At 63.7% G+C, this 17,326-nt stretch carries 14 protein-coding genes; 11 read left to right on the top strand and 3 right to left on the bottom strand.

Going from position 1 to position 17,326, the window contains the following annotated elements; translation table 11 throughout:
• The first annotated feature begins 14 nt into the window (after nt 1-14).
• The 9 genes from C7401_RS03290 (at nt 15) to C7401_RS03250 (ending at nt 8,735) form a co-directional block, all read left to right on the top strand.
• Nucleotides 15-1,028, top strand: a complete 1,014-nt coding sequence (locus tag C7401_RS03290; RefSeq protein ID WP_258396821.1) for a ketoacyl-ACP synthase III — start codon at nt 15-17, stop codon at nt 1,026-1,028.
• Nucleotides 1,029-1,030: 2 nt separating this feature from the next.
• The gene (locus C7401_RS03285) at nt 1,031-1,786 is read left to right on the top strand and encodes an SDR family NAD(P)-dependent oxidoreductase (protein WP_112169929.1); all 756 of its coding nucleotides are present in this window, start codon (nt 1,031-1,033) and stop codon (nt 1,784-1,786) included.
• Nucleotide 1,787: 1 nt separating this feature from the next.
• A complete protein-coding gene (locus C7401_RS03280; protein ID WP_112169928.1) occupies nt 1,788-2,432 on the top strand; it encodes a NeuD/PglB/VioB family sugar acetyltransferase in 645 nt (214 codons plus the stop codon).
• Between the two features lie 64 nt (nt 2,433-2,496).
• Complete coding sequence (locus tag C7401_RS03275) at nt 2,497-3,552, top strand: aromatic ring-hydroxylating oxygenase subunit alpha (protein WP_258396820.1); 1,056 nt, start codon at nt 2,497-2,499, stop codon at nt 3,550-3,552.
• Complete coding sequence (locus C7401_RS03270; protein WP_112169926.1) at nt 3,549-4,748, top strand: FkbM family methyltransferase; 1,200 nt, start codon at nt 3,549-3,551, stop codon at nt 4,746-4,748. Before C7401_RS03275 ends, C7401_RS03270 begins: the two co-directional genes overlap by 4 nt.
• A gap of 20 nt (nt 4,749-4,768) precedes the next feature.
• A complete protein-coding gene (locus C7401_RS03265) occupies nt 4,769-5,686 on the top strand; it encodes a nucleotidyltransferase domain-containing protein (protein ID WP_112169925.1) in 918 nt (305 codons plus the stop codon).
• A complete protein-coding gene (locus tag C7401_RS03260; protein ID WP_112169924.1) occupies nt 5,687-6,877 on the top strand; it encodes an FkbM family methyltransferase in 1,191 nt (396 codons plus the stop codon).
• 13 nt (nt 6,878-6,890) lie between these two features.
• A complete protein-coding gene (locus C7401_RS03255) occupies nt 6,891-8,036 on the top strand; it encodes an aromatic ring-hydroxylating oxygenase subunit alpha (RefSeq protein ID WP_112169923.1) in 1,146 nt (381 codons plus the stop codon).
• A gap of 177 nt (nt 8,037-8,213) precedes the next feature.
• A complete protein-coding gene (locus C7401_RS03250; protein WP_181565482.1) occupies nt 8,214-8,735 on the top strand; it encodes an LbetaH domain-containing protein in 522 nt (173 codons plus the stop codon).
• A gap of 145 nt (nt 8,736-8,880) precedes the next feature.
• Here the strand turns inward: C7401_RS03250 and C7401_RS03245 are convergent, their stop codons facing one another.
• Nucleotides 8,881-13,770, bottom strand: coding sequence for an O-linked N-acetylglucosamine transferase family protein (locus C7401_RS03245; protein WP_258396819.1), 4,890 nt, complete (start codon nt 13,768-13,770; stop codon nt 8,881-8,883).
• A 324-nt stretch (nt 13,771-14,094) separates the two neighbouring features.
• Between C7401_RS03245 and C7401_RS03240 the strand changes: the two genes are divergently transcribed.
• Both C7401_RS03240 and rpsU read left to right on the top strand, forming a co-directional pair.
• Nucleotides 14,095-15,036 (top strand): aldo/keto reductase, encoded by a 942-nt coding sequence (locus C7401_RS03240; protein WP_112169920.1) that lies wholly within the window; start codon nt 14,095-14,097, stop codon nt 15,034-15,036.
• A gap of 435 nt (nt 15,037-15,471) precedes the next feature.
• Nucleotides 15,472-15,684, top strand: coding sequence for a 30S ribosomal protein S21 (rpsU, locus tag C7401_RS03235; protein WP_006401410.1), 213 nt, complete (start codon nt 15,472-15,474; stop codon nt 15,682-15,684).
• Nucleotides 15,685-15,808: 124 nt separating this feature from the next.
• Here the strand turns inward: rpsU and C7401_RS03230 are convergent, their stop codons facing one another.
• Nucleotides 15,809-16,255, bottom strand: a complete 447-nt coding sequence (locus C7401_RS03230; protein ID WP_112169919.1) for a hypothetical protein — start codon at nt 16,253-16,255, stop codon at nt 15,809-15,811.
• 371 nt (nt 16,256-16,626) lie between these two features.
• Nucleotides 16,627-17,223 carry a DNA-3-methyladenine glycosylase I gene (locus C7401_RS03225; RefSeq protein WP_112169918.1) on the bottom strand — a complete coding sequence of 199 codons (597 nt, stop codon included), beginning with the start codon at nt 17,221-17,223 and terminating at the stop codon, nt 16,627-16,629.
• Nucleotides 17,224-17,326: the final 103 nt, after the last annotated feature.

The raw sequence follows: 17,326 nt of genomic DNA, 5'->3' as shown, positions 1-17,326 counted from the left end.
CCACTCTGCGCAACGTGCGCTTCGCAGGCATGGCGACATGTGTGCCCAGACGTGTCTATGACAACGTCCTCGACGCTCCGCCGCAAATCCGTTCGGAGCGCGAGCGCCTGGTGCGCAATATCGGCATCAAGACGCGACGCCTTTGCCCGGAGTGGCAGTGCTTTTCCGACCTGGCTTTCGACGCGACCGAGAAGTTGCTGGCCGAGCTGGAGTGGGACCGGGAAGAGATCGATGCGCTGATCGTCGTGACGCAGTCGCCGGACTACCCGATTCCGTCGACGGCGATCATCTTGCAGGATCGCCTGAAGCTGTCGCAGGCGACGATTGCCTATGACGTGAACCTGGGCTGCTCCGGTTATCCCTTCGGTTTGCATTTGCTGGGCAGCATGATTGCCGCCGGCGCGATCAAGAAGGCGCTGCTGCTGATCGGCGATCGCTCGGGCAATCTTCGCGATCCCTTGTTCTCCGATGCCGGCACGGCGACGGCGCTCGAATTTGACGAGAACGCGCCGCCCATGCACTTCGACCTCAACAGCGACGGCAGCGGCTACAAGGCCATTTGCCTGCCGGTCGGCGGGCATCGCGAACCGGTCGGCATCCACCATCTGATCCCGACTCGCGACGAAGGCGGCTTTTTCCATTCCGGGCTGGACTTGACGCTCGATGGCCCTGCCGTGCTGAGTTTTTCCACGCAGCGCGTACCGCCCGCCGTCGAAAAGATTCTGGAAAGAACCGGCATGAGCAAGGACGACATCGACTATTTCGTCTTCCATCAGGCTAACAAGATGATCAACGAAACCATCCGCAAGAAACTGGGCTTGCCGGTGGAGAAGGTGCCGTCGACCTTGCCGGATTTCGGCAATACGAGCGGTGCATCGTTGCCTGTGACGATGACGGCCCGCTTGCACGACGTGCTGGGCCAGGCCCGCCATCGCTTGCTGTTGAGCGGCTTTGGCATTGGCCTGTCGTGGGGCACGGTCATCATGGATATCGAAGGCGCGAAGCTTCCGGCATTGATCGAGTCATGAACATGGACAATCCGTTTTCGCTTTCCGGCAAGCGCATCCTGGTCACGGGCGCGTCGTCCGGCATTGGCCGCCAGATCGCGATCTCCTGCTCGCAGATGGGCGCGCAAGTCGTCATCACGGGTCGCGACCGCGAGCGTCTGAAACAGACGCTCGAGATGCTCGACAAGTCGGCGCTGGCAGGACATCAGGCAATACAAGCCGAGCTGACCAATGCATCCGATCGTGACGCATTGATCGCGGAACTGGGCGGCGTTGCGTTGAATGGCGTCGTGCATAGCGCCGGCATCTCGCGGCTCAGCCCGGTGCGCATGTTCACGGAGCAGCATTTGCGCGAAGTGCAGGCCATCAACGTCGACGCGCCCATGTTGCTGACGCAGGCGCTGCTCAAGCGCAATCTGGTCGCACAGGAGGGGTCGCTGGTATTCGTCGCCTCGATTGCGGCGCACATCGGCGTGGCCGGCGTCGCGGCTTATTCGGGCACGAAGGCCGCTCTGATCGCCATGACGCGCTGCCTTGCGATGGAAGTGGTCAAGCGCCGTATTCGCGCCAACTGCCTTTCGCCGGCCCTCGTCGAAACGCCGTTGCTGGAGGCGACCGCTACCATGGTGGGCTCGATGGAGCAGGAGCGAAACAACTACCCGCTCGGCTTCGGCAAGCCGGAAGACGTGGCCAATGCCGCGATTTTCCTGTTGTCGAACGCGAGCCGCTGGATCACCGGCACGACGATGGTGATGGACGGCGGCTTGACGATCAGCTGACATGTCGAACGCTCATCGCAACCTGCTGATCGTCGGGGCCGGAGGGTTCGGCCGCGAAGTATTGGCCTACGTCGAGGACGACAATCCCTTATTCAAGGTGAAAGGCTTTCTCGACGGCCGTCCTCACGCGCTCGACGCAACGCCGCGCGACGTGCCGATCGTCGGCGATCCGCTGACGTACCAGCCGTTGCCGAACGAGGCGTTCATGGCCGCGCTCGGCGACCCGCAGCAGCGCTTCAAGTACACCGCCACGCTGCGCGACGTTCATGACGTCGATTTCGCAACGGTCGTGCATCCGCGCGCCAATGTCAGCAAGCACGCGCATCTGGCGCACGGCTGCATCATCGGCCCCGGTGTCGGCATTTCGGTCGACACGCACGTCGGCGCATTTACCTGCATTCAGGAATACACGGTTGTCGGTCACGATGCGCGCATTGGCGAGTGGAGCCAGATCAACAGCCACTGCACGATCGCAGGCGGCGCGCGTATCGGCAACTTCGTCACGATTCATCCCAACTGCGTGATTACGAGCCGCGCCGTCATTGGCGACGGCGCGACGGTCGCGCCGGGCAGCGTTGTCATCGGCCGAATTCCGGCAGGCATCACGGTCCTGGGCAATCCGGCCAAACGCTTTTCTTTCCGCTGATTTTATGTCGACTCAACAGATCCCGCCCCGCGCTTACGCCGATTCTGTCCAGCACGAAAACGAGTTGAATGGCTTGTTTCGTCAGTCGTGGCTCTTCGCCGGGCTGAAACTGGAACTGCAAGGCAACTCGCATCAGGGCGTGCGCCTCGGCAATACGGAAATCGTTCTGCAATGCGACGAGGCGGGCAAACCGCGCGCGTTTCTGAATGTCTGCTCACATCGTCATGCCCGCTTGTGCGAGCCCGGCAAGCATCGCGGCTTCGTGCGTTGTCCGTACCACAGCTGGGTCTACGACAAGTGCGGCGTGCCGCTGAGCGTGCCGCAAAAGCAGGCGTTTCCTCAAGTCGTCGCTCAGCCGGAGAACTTCCGTTTGCAGGAGTTCGCGTGCGAGGCGGCAGGGGAATTCATCTTCGTGCGCCTCGCGCAAGACGGCCCGAGCCTGCGCGACTATCTCGGTTCGCAATATGACTTCCTCGAACGCGCCAGCGTTGGCTTGGACGCGGTGCAGGACGAATTCCGCGAAGAGGTCGGCGCCAACTGGAAAGTCGTGATCGAAAACGCGCTCGAGGGCTATCACGTTCCCTCGGTGCATTCCGGCACGTTCATGGAAGTCGACGGCATGAGCCGCGAGAAAGAAGCGCCGCGCTTTTTCTTCGACGACGCCCGGCACAGCCACCTGGAACACGACGCCAACGCCGACTGGGTCGCCCGCTTCAAGCGCATGGAATCGAAGATCGGCAGCTGGCCGTGGCGTTTCGAGCATTACACGCACCATCACATTTTCCCGAACCTGACCGTGACGTCCTTCATGGGCTACAGCTTTCACGTGCAGCGTTTCGACCCGACCTCGGCGGAATCCACGACGGTGCATTCGCGCACGGTCGGCGTGAAATTCGAAGGCGCCACGGAGGCCGGGAAAAAGATGATGGAGCACATCTACGCCGACGGGCACGCCTTCACGAAGAAGGTGTTTGCGGAAGACGGCGCGATTTGCGCCAAGGTGCAGGCAGGCGTGCGCCAGGCGACGAAGCTGGCTGTTCTCGGCGAGGGAATCGAAGACCGCGTTCGTCATTTTCAGCAGGCCTATGTTGCAGCCCAACCCATTGAAGGACAGGAATGAGTGCCGTTGATATCGCGGGAAAAACTGCGGAAGAATCGTTTTATCGTCTGTTGGAGCAGTATCGGGAAGATGCGGCCTGCTTCGTCCCCGACAATGCGCGCAAGGTAATCGGCAAATACGGCAAGGAAACGAAATACGTCGTGCTCGGCACGAAGGATTTCGGCGCGCAGTTTATCGCCGCACTGGGCGAGAACGGCCGCGCGCTGCATGTCGTGGACGACTTCAAATGCCATCGCGGCGAGCAGTTCTGGGGCGTGGATATTATTTCCACCGACGTCTTCCTCGATCTGGTCAAGAAAGACCCCGCCATCGTCGCGATCAATTCCTGTCGCTATGACCATTCCAAGCGCTTCTTCGACGATCTGTGCCGTCGCCACGAGATTCCCTGCCTCAATTTCGAGCAGGCGGTGCGCGTTCTCGACCTGAATTCGTCGCTCGACTATCGCGTGGCGGACTGGGCGCAGGTCATTGCAGACCGTGCCGACGGGTTCGTTGCGTTGTCGAAGCGCCTCGCGGACAGCTATTCGCAGGAAACGCTCTGGCGCGTGCTCTCGTTTCATCTGACATGCGACCCGGAGTGGTATCTGAACGTCGCCCGGCCGTATTGCACCTTGTATTTCCGCTCGGGCCTGCTGTCGTTCAGCGATCACGAAAAATTCGTCGATTGCGGCGCTTCCATTGCGGAGTCCACGACGGGCTTGATCGGAACGACGCAAGGCAAGTTCGATCGCGCGTGGATGATCGAGCCGGATAACCTCAACATCAAGACGCTCAAGCAATTCCTGCGACGTTTTGAAGGTACGGACGTGGAACGCAAGGTCAGCCTGCATCCTTATGCCGTTGGCGAGAGCCGCGCGATGGTGCCGTTCAACCATGTGGGCGGGCACGGCGGTTCGATTCTCCCTGGCGGCGACGAAAAGCCCTCGGGGATGGTCGAGCTTCGCCCTGTCGACGAGATCATCGACGACGCGCCTACCTTCATCAAGATGGACATCGAAGGGTTCGAGCTGCCGGCGCTCAAGGGCAGCGTGAAATCGATCCAGGCCGGACATCCGAAGATGGCCATTTCGGCTTATCACCGCGCCACGGATTTGCTGGATCTCCCGGCATTCGTCGATTCCATCGAGCCGGGTTACCGGATCGGCCTGCGTCACCACACCGAAGACCGGTGGGATACCTGCCTGTACTTTTACTGAGCCGGCGAGCAAGGAAAAGCATGGCAATCAGTAACATCTTCATCGCCGGTATGGACAAGTGCGGCACGACCGCGCTGTCCGAATGGGTGGTCGCGAACGATCTGGCCGAAGACAGGGTGCCGGGTGTGAAGGAACCCGCGCTGTATGTCAGCGATGAACCGCATCCCGGCAAATTCCGCCTTCCCGAAGGGCGTCCGCTGCTGGACGCCACCGTGGCCTATTCCAAGAGCGCCGAATACATTGGCTTGCTGCCCGAGCACGACACCCGGATTGTCATTTGCTGGCGCAATCAGCTCGACCGGTCGTGGTCCTTGTACAAGATGCTGAAGGTCTACGAGCGAAGCGGCGCCGAACTCGACAGCTATTTCCTTTCGCCTCTGGAAAAGCGGGGGGCGGACGAGATCAAGCGCCGGACTTTTTTCGAAATCGTCGAGCGTTACTTTCCGCGGCGTCTACACGGCGTGTTCAAGGGATACGTCGAGAAGGAAATGGAGCATATCCGCACCCATAGCTTTCTCGAACGCGTCGAGTACGAAATGGGTTTTTATCTCTCACGGCAGCAGTGGCCGTTCTGCTCGGTGCTTGCCGGCGGGTTTTATTACCGCCCGATTCGCATGCTGCTGGAAAAATACCTGCCGCAAGATATCGCGGTGATCTCCGTCAATCAGCTTGCCGACCCCGATCGACGCCGCCACTTCGTTCGCGAGGTGTTCGAGCAGGACGTCGATACGCCTGACGTGCCGCTGTCTTTCTCGATCGAAAACATCGAGCTCGAAGAACCCAAGCCGGATTTCCGTGACAGGAAGTTCGACACGCTGCGCGCGTGCTTTCGCTACGACCTGGAACAAGCCCGTGAACTGGTCAAAACGACCTTGTTCGGAGACAGTCTGCTTGACCACGCCGGACTGGATCGCTATTTCACTGAACAGACAAGATAAATGACGAACGCATCCTCATCCCTGCGCGAGCGGCTGCTGCGCGCCTTTGCCGACGATACGGCGCCCGCGCGCGCCGCCGCCAGTCTGAAGGACGTGGCGCTGGTCGTCTGCGGTCCCGGCTCATTCCTCGCGTCGATTCATCTGCCGAGCTTGCTCGCGCGCGGGGCGAACGTGGTGCTGGCGGTGGACGACTGGTCGCGCGTGGACGAAGTCGCCGGCATTCCGGTGTGCACGTCCGGGCAGTTGGCTGCCGAACTGGCGCGGCGCGTGCCGAAGGGCACGCCGGTCAAGGCCGTCGATTTCACGCAGAGCCGCTATGGGCAGGCGCGCTTTCGCGCGCTCGCGAAGCATCTGGACCTGCCGATGCATGATCTCGTGGAATTGCTTGCGGCCTATGATTGCCCGGGCGTCTACGAGCCGGTGTTGCAGTATCGGGCGCGCACCAAAGAGCGTGCCGACGACTGGCTCGCTTTCGCCGAAAGCCTCGAAGACGAGCGCAGCCGCGAAACGCTCTATGCCGTGCTGCTCCAGCGCCTGGAATTCGATCGCCACGCGCTGGATTCGATCCTGACCAGCCCTCATGACGAATATTTCGGCGTGGGCAGCGCCCATAGCGAAACCTTCGCGATCGGTACCCGTGAGCACTTCGTCGATTGCGGAGCGCATACCGGCACGGTCGTCGCCAAGCTGCTGGGCGCGACCGACTGGAAGGTGGAGAGCGTGCACGCGTTCGAGCCGGATGCGAAGAACTATGAGGCGTTGAACAAGCTGATGCCCTATCCGCTGCCTTTCATGAACGCGCATCACTGTGCGGTGTCCGACCGTAACGAGACCCTGCGTTTCCACGAAACCGGCACGATGGGCAGCCATGTCAGCGCGAGCGGCGGCGTCGAGGTGCCTTGCGTGAAGCTCGACGATCGGGTGGAAGACGCCACCTTCATCAAGATGGACGTCGAAGGTTTCGAGGCGCGCGCCTTGCGCGGCGCGGCGCAGTTGATCGCGCGGGCAAAGCCGAGAATGGCGATCGCCTCCTACCACTACGCGAACGACCTGCTCGACGTGGCCGATACGCTGCGCGAGATCGTCCCTGGCCATCGCCTGAACTTGCGTCATCATTACAGCTTCTTCTACGACAGCATCATCTATGCTTCGCCGCGCGATGACTGGGCGCCGCTGACGCGGGCGCAATAGGAAGCCCTTCGACATGGCTATTGAATCGAAGCTTCCGCCGCGATGCTTCTCCGATCCGGCAATCTTTGCCGCCGAGCAGTCGGTCCTGTTCGAGAGAACCTGGCAATTTGCCTGCCTCGGGACCGACGTCCGCGACGACAAGGATTTTGTGACCGGCAATGTCGGCAGGCAGCCGTTCGTGTTGCAGAATTTCCGCGGCCGTCTCGGTGCCTTGCATAACGTGTGCTCGCATCGCGCGGCACCGTTGCAACCGGCGGAACGCGGCAATCGCGGCCTGCATTGCCCGTATCACGGCTGGGTTTATGACCCGTCCGGCGTACCGGTCGGCATTCCGCACAACGAGGCGTTCTATCCCGTTAGCGTAGAGGAGGCCAAATGTCTGGCTGCGAAGTCCTTTTCGCATGCGGCGTTGGGCAACCTCGTGTTCGTGTCGGCCGCGCCGGACGCTGACTTGCGTACGCAGTTGGGCGAGCACGCCGGTTTGCTGTCGAGTATCGGCAACGCGCTCGACGACATCAGCTTTCGCACCCGTATCCATGCCGCGTGTAACTGGAAATTCCTGATGCACAACGGCTACGACGACATCCACGCGCAGTTCGTGCACCCGGTGTCGTCGCTGGATACGCGCGACTACACCGGCGCCGAGTGGTTGTCCCATCCTTTCGACGCCGCCGGCGAACGCATTCCCGAGGGTTACGGCAAACGCCATGCGTTGCTCAAGGTGATGATGACGCAAGAGGCGCTGGCGCGTAATGCGGCGATATTCGAAGGCCGCCTGGCGAACCGGGAATTTGCGTTCGACCACTATATGCATCTGGCGCTGTGGCCCAACGTCATCATTACCTCGGTGCAGGGCCTTTGGTACAACATCGTGCGTTATCGTCCGACTTCGGAGTCTTCGACGGAAATCGATGTGTGGGTGGTTCCGGGGCGCCAGAAAGACGGCCAGTCCAAAATCACGCCGGATGTCCTGTATCACCTGGCGCTCAGCGGCCTGCGCGTGTTCAACGAGGACATCGAGGCGGTCGAATCCAGCCAGCGCGGCATTGCGTCGGTGCGGCGACATGCGGCATTGGGCAAGCGTGAAGACAAGATCATCAATTTCGACAGCGCCTACGTCGCCGCCATGACGCGCGCTGGTGTCGACATCGGCGCATAACCACGCCTAATCACGATACGAGAACGGTATTTCATGAGTCGCAAGATCATCGTATTTGGCGTTGGCCCTTTCTCGCGCATGGTCTGCTCGTTGTTCGCGGACAGCGGCGCCGACGCGGTTGTGCGTACGGCGCATCAGCGTTTCATCCCGCAGGACGAGCAGGGCGATTTGCCTTTCGTGCCGTTCGAGGCGCTGGCGCAGAGCCATCCGCCGCACGAGTACGAGGTGTTCGTCGCGCTGGAACATGCGAGGCAGAATGCCGCGCGCGCCGAAATCGCCGAAACCGCCCGCCAGCAGGGTTATCGACTGGCTTCGTACGTCAGTCCTTCGGCGCAACTCGGCGCGGGCGTTGTCATCGGTGAACACAGCCTGGTGCTCGAAGGCGTCATCGCGCAATACGGCGTGCAGATCGGCGACAACGTCATCGTCGGGGCAAAGTGTTTTTTCGGTCAGGGTACGGAGGTGGGCAAGAACGCCTACTTCGGCTCCGCGGTGTTCGTCGATCGTTACGCGAAAATCGGCAGCCATTGCACGATCGGGAGCCAGGTTCGCATTGCCGAATCGGTGAACGTGCCGGCCTGGTCCTATCTCAGGGCGTTCGAGGATGTGCGCGCCTCGTCGACGGAACCGGTTTTCGTCCATGAGGCGCTGCGCGCGGCCGCCCGCATTGTCGATCGCCGGCTTGCCGTAGAAAAATAGAGCAGGGCGTGCCGCCCCCGCTTTTTGGGGGCCGCAGACGCCGCGAAACACAACGAAGCTAGCGCAGCCTTCCGGCATCGGCTTCGTTTCCGCTCATGTCAGGCTGCGCTCGCCGGAGTCCGGCGGGACTCCGGCTTGCATTGCGCTACTCCCCGTATTTCCCCAGATACCGCTCGTACCCCTCACGCCAACCCGGCGACCCGAACGCCCCTCCGCTTTCGTGCACCACGCTCAACGGCCAGGTGCCCATGCGCAGGCCTTTGAGTTCGGCCTGGCGGCAAAAATCCATGTCGTAGAAGTGGAACTTGAACTGCTCGTCGAATCGCACGTCGCGGCTCACCAGCGTTTCACTGTCGGCAATCAGCAGGAGGCCGTCGAGCAGCTTGCATTCCTGTGCGACCGGGCCGAAGTTCGACACGTCATGGCACGGGAATCCCTTGCCGTGGCCGACCGTTCCGCTCAGGTAGCGGCGCTCGTCCCAGCGCAGATCGGGCGTCGCGAAGATCCATGACGGCTGCTTCGGCAGGCGGCGCAGGTTGCCGGCGAGGCCCACCACGTCGAATTGCGTGAGCGACCGGCGCACGCGCAGGTTCCAGAAGAAGTCGCTGAGCCAGATGTCGTCGTGAATGAAGACGAGAATCGCCGGGTCGTGCTTTGCCTGCTCGATGGCCTCGTTGTAGATGGTGGAGAGCCCGCGCGAGTTGCTCGCGAACAGTTGAAGCTGGATGTCCGGCTGGTTCGCGTACGGCTTGAGCGTGCGGCCCAGTGCGGTTTCGGTCCAGAACTGCTCGCTGCTGCTCCGCGTGCCGCAGACCAGACGGATCGGCTTGAGTGCCGCGGGAGTGTTGTCGACGTTGTCGCTCGTCGCGACCGGCGTGGCCGCCGCTCTGGCGGCGGGTTGCGCGTCGACTTCCCGCGCCGCGGCCGGCTGCGCCAGCGCATGCTTGTCGCGCGCCGCCACCTCGAAGTGGACGGGTTCGAGCCCGTCGCACCAGCGTTGCCACATCGTGCGCAGCGCGCGCGAAGCGGCGTCGGCGATCGTTTCCGCGCTGATGAGCGAGGACTGCGCGCAATGCGCCCGAAGCTCGCCGCGCACCATCGCGAGCGCTTCCGGGTGGGCGGCCAGCGCGACGCACTTGCTCACGAAGTCGTCCTCGTCGCGCGCGACGAATGCCTCGTCGATGCCCAGGTGCGAGAGCCAGCCCGTGCTGCCGCGGCTCGCCATCGAGACACCGGGCAGGGTCACGGTCGGCACGCCCATCCACAGCGCGTGCATGGTCGTGGTCGAGCCCGCGAACGGAAAGGCGTCGAGGCACACATCGACCTGATGGTGCTGCTCCAGATAACCCGCCATGTCCACGCGCGGCAAGAAGCCGATGCGGCTGCCGTCGATCCCTTCGTTCGCGAACAGCGCGCTCACCTTGCCGATCTGCTCCGGCGCGACAATCGCCCCGATGACCATGCGCGAGTGCGGCACCTCGCGCAACACGCGCGCCCACAGCGCGACGACTTCCGGCCCGATCTTGAGCATCTTGCTGAAGCTGCCGAAGGTCACGAAGCCGTTCTTCAGGGCGGGCAAGGCGTTGACTTCGGGCGCGAGCGGGTGCGGCTTGAACGGCGCGAGCGCCGGCAGGAACACGAGCTTTTCGGAGAACTGCCCGGCGAACTGCGCAAGCGGCGTGACGAAGCGGTCCGACAGGTAATAGTCGATGGCCGTCAAACCCGTCGTCGACGGATTGCCGATCCAGCTCGCCTGCACCGGCGCCGGTTTGTGCGCGAAGGTCACGAGCCGGTTGCGGCCGGTATGGCCGGACAGATCGATGAGGATATCGATGCCGTCGGCGCGGATCTTTTCCGCGAGCGCCGCGTCGCTCATCCCGGCAACCAGATGCCAGCCTTGGGCATGGGCGCGAATCTGCCCGGTGTAGCCGTCGCTGACCGTGTGGTTCGAGTAGAAGTGCAGGGCGAGGCTCGCGTCGCGCGCCAGATGCTCGACGATCGACAGCAGGAAATAGGCGATCGGATGATTGAACAGGTCGCCCGAAACGAAGCCGATGCGCAGACGCCGCGACGCATCGCGATCATTGGCATGCTTTGGCCGGCGCGCGCGCAGGGGCGCCTCGTGGCGCGTCGCGAATTCGCGGTACTGCGCGAAGGTGCTCGCTGCGTCGAGACCGTACTTGTGCATCAGGCAGAACAGCAGGTTGCTGTGCACCTGCGCCTGCATCGGCGCCAATTCGAGTGCGCGACGCAAGGCCGGTTCGGCCGCCTTGTGATCGCCATATTCGAGCAGCGCGACGCCCAGGGCGTCGTGCGCGAGCGCGTTGTCCGGCGTGAGCGCCACGGCGCGGCGGAAACAGTCGATGCCTTCGGCGTGACGGCCCATCGCCTGCAAGACGACGCCCAGGCTGTGATGCAGCGCCGCGCTCTCGGGATGGCGTTCGAGCGCCTGGCGGCAGTGCGCTTCGGCTTGCTCTAACTGGTGCGTGATTTTCAGCGCGTCGGCGAGCAGGGTTTGCGCGGAGAGGGTGTCGGGCAGCAGGGCGGCGGCGCGCTCGGCGGCGCTCGCGAACTCCGTGTGCTTGCCCAGGCGTTGCCACGCGCACGCGAGCGCGAGCCAGCATTCGCCGTGCGACGGGTATTGCTGCGTCAAGCGCTGCGCGGTCTTGAGCGCCGCCTCGATTTTTCCGCTGGCGAAGAGATCGGTGTACTGGCGCATCTCCTTGGCGTTCGCGCGTCGGCCATCGCTTTTTGCCGGGGGCGCGGCATCCGCCACGGCGATCTCGCGTTCGGGTTGCGCCGCGACGGTCGGCGCGACGGCTTCGGCCGGAACCGGTGCGGCGACGTCGAAATGCTCGGGCGCAAGCCCGTCGCACCAGCGCTGCCACATGATGCGCAGCGCCCGCGATGCGGCTTGCGCGACCGGCTGCGCACGGAACACGTTCGACTGCCCGCAATGCGGGCGCAGCTCGTGGCGCAGCGTCGCGAGCGCCTCGACGTCGGCGGCGAGCGTCACGCACTTGCGCACATAGTCGTCCTTGTCCTGCGCGACGAAGGGCGCGTCGAGTCCGAGCAGCGAGAGCCAGCCCGTGCTGCTGCGGCTCGCCATCGAGTCGCCGGGCAGCGTCACCGTGGGCACGCCCATCCACAAGGCTTGCAGCGTCGTGGTCGAGCCGCCGAACGGAAACGCGTCGAGAATGACGTCGATCTGGTGGTGCTGCTCCAGATACTCCCGCATGCCCTTGCGCGGCAGAAAGGCGAGGCGCGCCGCGTCGATGCCTTCGGCCGCGAACAGCGCGGTCAGCTTGTCCATCTCGTCCTGACCGGAAATCGAACCGATGGCCAGACGCGCATCCGGAACTTCGCGCAGCACGCGCGCCCACAGCGCGACGACCGCCGGTCCGATCTTGCTCATCCGGCTGAAACTGCCGAACGTCAGAAAGCCGTTGCGCGCCGCGGGCAGCGCGTTCACGGGCGGCGCGTGCTCCGGCGCCCGGAACGGCGCGAGCGCGGGCAGGAACACGAGTTTTTCCGTGAACTTGTCGGCGAACCGTTCGAGCGGCGTGACGAAACGGTCGGTGAGGTAATAGTCGATGGACGCGAGTCCGGTCGTGGCCGGATTGCCGATCCAGCCGACCTGCACGGGCGCCGGTTTGTGCGCGAACGCCGCGAGCCGGTTGCGGCCCGAATGGCCCGCGAGGTCGATGAGGATGTCGATGCCGTCCGCGCGGATCTGCTGCGCGAGCGCGGCGTCGGTGAGGCCGAACACGTCACGCCATCCGTCGGCGAACGTGAGGAGCCGGGCCGTGACGCTGTCGCGAGCCGGATTGTTCGAATAGAAGTGCAGCGAGAGGCCCTTGTCCTGCGCGAGATGCTCGACGGCGGGCAACAGAAACGACGTCACGGGGTGATCCACCAGATCGCCCGAAACGAAGCCGATGCGCAGTCGCCGCGACGGATCGCGCGGGTTCGCATGGTCCGGCCACTGCGCGCGCAGCGGCGCTTCGTGGCGCTGCGCGAACTCGCGCGCCTCGGCCCGGAACATCGCCATGTCCCGATCGACCTTGTGCATCAGGCAGTGCAGCAAAGCGGTGTACGCGCTGGCGTCCATCGGCGTCAATTCGAGGGCGCGGCGATAGGCGGTTTCCGCTTCCTCGTTCTGGCCGTGCCCGAGCAGGGCGGTGCCGAGCGTGCCGTAGATGTCGGCATGGCCGGGCGCGAGCGCCGCCGCGCGGCGGCAACTGGCGATGCTTTCGGTGTAGCGGTGCGTCCCCGTCAGGCTGTTTGCCAGCATGCGATGCAGTTCGGCGTAGCTGGGAAACTGCTTGAGTGCCTCGCGGCATGCGGCCTCGGCGCGCGGCCAGTCGGCAATGGCGCACAGTGCGCTCGCCAGCAGCATGTGGGAAACCAGATCCTGGGGGAGCAACCGCACCGCGTGCTGCGCGGTGGCCACGGATTCGGCGTATTGCGCGAGACGCTGCTGCGAGAGCGCGAGCGCCCGCCAGCCTTCTCCGTGCGACGGGTAATGCGTCGTCAGGCGCAGGGCGGCTTTGAGCGAAGCCTCGATCTCCCCCTGGCTGAACAGGGCCGCGTGCTCGTTGAGTTCCTCGACGCTCGCGCGACGCGTGTCGCTCGAGGGCATGCGGGCGATCAGCGTGGCGAAGGCCGGCTCGCGCACGCCGAGTTGCTGCGCCAGGTCGCATGTGGCCCGCGCCGCTTCGTTCTGGCCGCTCTCGATCAGGGCGTTGATATAGCCGACCCAATACGGGCCGTTGTTCGGCTCGCGATCGAGTGCGGCTTCGAAATGCGGCCACGCCTCGGCCTGGCGGCCCGATTGCACGAGCAGCAGCCCCAGATGATGGTGCGCGCCGGCGTGATCGCGGATCGCGTCGAGAATCGCGGTGTAGAGCGAAGCCGCCTCGTCGAATTCCTGCCTGCGGTGATGCTCGAACGCCGCTTGCATGACGACGGCAATGTCCTGCTCCAGCTGTGGTTCGCGCTCGGGGGCGGCGGTTGAAGTAGCGGCAGTGGACATGTCGAATTCACGCATAGATGGCGAGGAGGCGGAGCGTGCCATTATGCGGGGCGCTCCGCGGGCCCTAAGCGCCGAGCTAACGCCAAAACGACCGTCAATTACGAATAACGGCGAGGTGTTCCGGCAAAAGGGGCGCAAGCCATTACGACCTCTTTTGCATGCTGAATCGATTGCGCTCGACCGCGACCGGGCGCGACCCACTGCAACCGGGCGCGCGGCATGCGGCTCGCCTGCCGTGCTCGCCTGCAACCTCGTGGGATGCGGCGTATGCTCAACGGTCCCGGGCTCGCCCGCACCACCCGACCACTCAACCCTGGAGCCATCATGGAACTACGCAGGATCGGCACTTCCGCCTTGCAGGTCGCCCCGCTCATGTTCGGCGGCAACGTCTTCGGCTGGACGGCCGACGAAGCCACCTCGTTCTCGATCCTCGACGCGTTCACCGACGCCGGTCTCAACTTCATCGACACCGCCGACGTCTACTCCGCCTGGGTGCCCGGCAATCACGGCGGCGAATCGGAGACGATCATCGGCAAGTGGATCGCGAAAAGCGGCAAGCGCGACAAGGTGGTGATCGCAACCAAAGTCGCGAAGGATTCACGCCGTCCCGGCCTCTCCGCCGCCAACATCGCGGCGGCCGTGGAAGATTCGCTGCGCCGCCTGCAAACCGATTACATCGACGTCTATTTCTCGCACGAGGACGACCAGAAGGTGCCGCTCGAAGAAACGCTCGGCGCCTATCAACGCCTGATCGAGGCGGGCAAGGTGCGCGTGGTCGGCGCGTCGAACTACACGGGCGCGCGCATCGAGGAGGCGCTCGCGGTCGCGAAAACCTCGGGACTGCCCGCGTATCAGATCATCCAGCCCGAGTACAACCTGTACGATCGCGCCCACTACGAGGCGGATCTCGAACCGGTCGCCATGGCGCAGAAGCTCGCGGTCGTGCCCTATTACAGCCTCGCGAGCGGCTTTCTTTCGGGCAAATATCGCTCGCGCGAGGATCTCGCGAAGAGCGCGCGCGGCTCGCGGGTGGAGAAGTACCTCGATCACCGCGGCATCCGCATTCTCGCGGCGCTCGACTACGTGGCCGAACGCCACGGCAGCACACTCGCGGCCGTCGCGCTTGCGTGGCTGATCGCCCGTCCGAGCATTACCGCGCCGATCGCGAGCGCAACTTCGCTCGATCAGCTGGAAAGCCTCGCGGCGGCGGTGCGCCTGAAGCTCGATCCAGCCGATGTCCAGGCGCTGAACGACGCGAGCGCCTGAGCGCAAAACTGCTCAAAACGACGCAAAACGGGGACAAAGTTAGGGCAAAAGCGCGCGAGACGGTGTTAATCCAGGTGTCCTAAACGATGCGGCGAGCGCGACGGCCGTGGGCGGTCGCGCAAGTCACTGAGTAGAATCAAGAAACCCTGGTCGCACAGATCGTTTCCTGATATCATTGAGAGTGAATTGAGATCTTTGCCTGTTTTGTTGCCGTGTTCGTTACTGTTGGCGGCCGCAAACCGGCGATCAGGTGTGTTGCAGCAAGGTCTACCTGATCGCGTTCCGCTGTGAACCCCCTACTTCTCTTTTCCGGCCTCCGTGGCCGCCTTGCCTCTCGTTCAGCCCCAGTGTGGCGAACGACCGGAGGGCCGGGGCGTGAGCGACTTTGGCGCTCGCGCAATTGAACCGTATCAAGCGATTTGAGTTAGGAAATACATGACGACGATTCTTCTGAAGGAAAACGAGCCGTTCGAAGTGGCTATTCGCCGCTTCCGCCGTGCAATCGAAAAGAACGGCCTGATCGCCGAGCTGCGTGAGCGCCAGTCTTACGAAAAGCCGACGGCAGTTCGCAAGCGCAAAAAGGCAGCTGCTGTGAAGCGCCTGCACAAGCGCCTGCGCAGCCAGATGCTGCCGAAGAAGCTCCACTAAGCTTTTTCGCGCTTTTTGCTGTTCCGCCAAACGGCGGTGCATGCTTCGCAAGAAGCTGCACCGCCGTTTGCATTGGTGCCGCCCGATTGACGATCGGGCGCGGGCCACGCCGTGCTTCACGCGATCAGGCCGCGTCCTTCAGGCGCGCGGGCGATAGCCCGAACTGCGCGGCGATCGCGCAAAGCCGCTCGCGCCACTCCCACACGCCGAACACGTCGTGGACGTTTTGCAGGCAACTGAGCAGCTTGATCGTGGCGGGGTCGTAGATGTTGAGATGGGCGCGCAGCAGCGCCTTTTTCAGCGCGGCCACGCCGACGTCCATGTAGAGCGGCACGTCGCCCGCCTCGCGGCCGACGTAACGCACCGGTATGCCTTCCATGGCGCTCATGTAGTCGCGCGGCCGGATGAAGTTGCCGACCGGGCAGCCGCCATAGCTGTGCCCCCCGCCGCAGCCGCCGCCCCGGTAGGCGCCGCCGCCATGCGGAAGCAGTGCCGCGCACCCTTGGCCAAGAAGATGCGCCACCGCGCGGTCGAAGATCTCCTGATGCGTCAGGAAGTGGACGTTTTTCATTTCAGCCCCCTGCTGCCCAACTGCCGGGCACAGCGGTTAATTCCCAGCGAATGCGGCGCCGCCGGCCTTCCCGCCGGCTATTTCAAGCGTTCCCCTGACACGCCTGCACTCACTTTCCGTTATAGCGGCACGCCGGAAAACGAACGTGGGGCTGCGCACCGTGGCGACACGAAAATGCCTCGGACCGAAGTGCACGGGTGACTGTGAAATCTGCGCAAAGCCTTGGTGGACAAGGACTCGCGGCGTATCGAGGCAGGGGCTTGGGATTTTCCCGGACGACCGGCGCCCGGTGGCTGGACTGTTGCCTTGACGCCGCAGCCCGGTGCTTGCACGCCTGCGTTCATGCGTGCCGCGCGGGCCGTTCGAGCCGCTCAGGCGCGGCGCTTCTTTTTCCCTTGCGCGGCGCAAGCGGCGCGGCACATGCAGTCATGTTCGTGGTCGTTGACCATGCCGACCGCCTGCATGAAGGCATAACAGATCGTCGTGCCAACGAATTTGCAGCCGCACTTCTTGAGCGCCTTGCTGAGCGCATCCGAGATTTCGGTGGACGCCGGCGCGTCGCGATACGAGGCCCAGTCGTTCTGGATAGGCGTGTCGTTCACGAAGGACCAGACGAACTTCGCGAGCGAGCCGTGCTCGGCCTGGATCTGCTGCACCGCGCGCGCATTGGCGATGGCGGCCTCGATCTTGGCGCGGTTGCGCACGATGGAGGCGTCCTGCATGAGCGTTTCCACTTTTGCAGGCGTGAAGCGCGCGACCTTGGCGATGTCGAAGCCTGCAAAGGCGCGATGATAGCCCTCGCGCTTGTTGAGGATCGTGGACCACGAGAGCCCGGCCTGCGCGCCTTCGAGCACGAGCATTTCGAACAGATGCTGGTCGTCGCGCGAGGGCACGCCCCACTCCTCGTCGTGATATTGGACGTACTGCGGCGACGCGCTGGCCGATACCCAGTTGCAGCGGTGTGTCACGGTGAGTTCTCCTTGCTAGACGTCGTTCAGGCCACGCAAGCATAGCGGATCGGGGGCGCCCCGCCACCCTGGCCGGATGGCCGATTGTGCGAACGCAGTGAAG

Origin of the sequence: Paraburkholderia unamae, assembly GCF_003268775.1 — a bacterium.
GTDB lineage: Bacteria > Pseudomonadota > Gammaproteobacteria > Burkholderiales > Burkholderiaceae > Paraburkholderia > Paraburkholderia unamae.
The sequence above is the reverse complement of the archived record's forward strand: the minus strand, read 5'-3'. Positions and strand labels throughout refer to the sequence as shown.

Coding starts and splice junctions, on each gene's coding strand:
- C7401_RS03285 (WP_112169929.1), top strand. CDS start 1,031: ATGGACAATCCGTTTTCGCTTTCCGGCAAGCGCATCCTGGTCACGGGC.
- C7401_RS03280 (WP_112169928.1), top strand. CDS start 1,788: ATGTCGAACGCTCATCGCAACCTGCTGATCGTCGGGGCCGGAGGGTTC.
- C7401_RS03270 (WP_112169926.1), top strand. CDS start 3,549: ATGAGTGCCGTTGATATCGCGGGAAAAACTGCGGAAGAATCGTTTTAT.
- C7401_RS03265 (WP_112169925.1), top strand. CDS start 4,769: ATGGCAATCAGTAACATCTTCATCGCCGGTATGGACAAGTGCGGCACG.
- C7401_RS03260 (WP_112169924.1), top strand. CDS start 5,687: ATGACGAACGCATCCTCATCCCTGCGCGAGCGGCTGCTGCGCGCCTTT.
- C7401_RS03255 (WP_112169923.1), top strand. CDS start 6,891: ATGGCTATTGAATCGAAGCTTCCGCCGCGATGCTTCTCCGATCCGGCA.
- C7401_RS03245 (WP_258396819.1), bottom strand. CDS start 13,770: ATGTCCACTGCCGCTACTTCAACCGCCGCCCCCGAGCGCGAACCACAG.
- C7401_RS03240 (WP_112169920.1), top strand. CDS start 14,095: ATGGAACTACGCAGGATCGGCACTTCCGCCTTGCAGGTCGCCCCGCTC.
- rpsU (WP_006401410.1), top strand. CDS start 15,472: ATGACGACGATTCTTCTGAAGGAAAACGAGCCGTTCGAAGTGGCTATT.
- C7401_RS03230 (WP_112169919.1), bottom strand. CDS start 16,255: ATGAAAAACGTCCACTTCCTGACGCATCAGGAGATCTTCGACCGCGCG.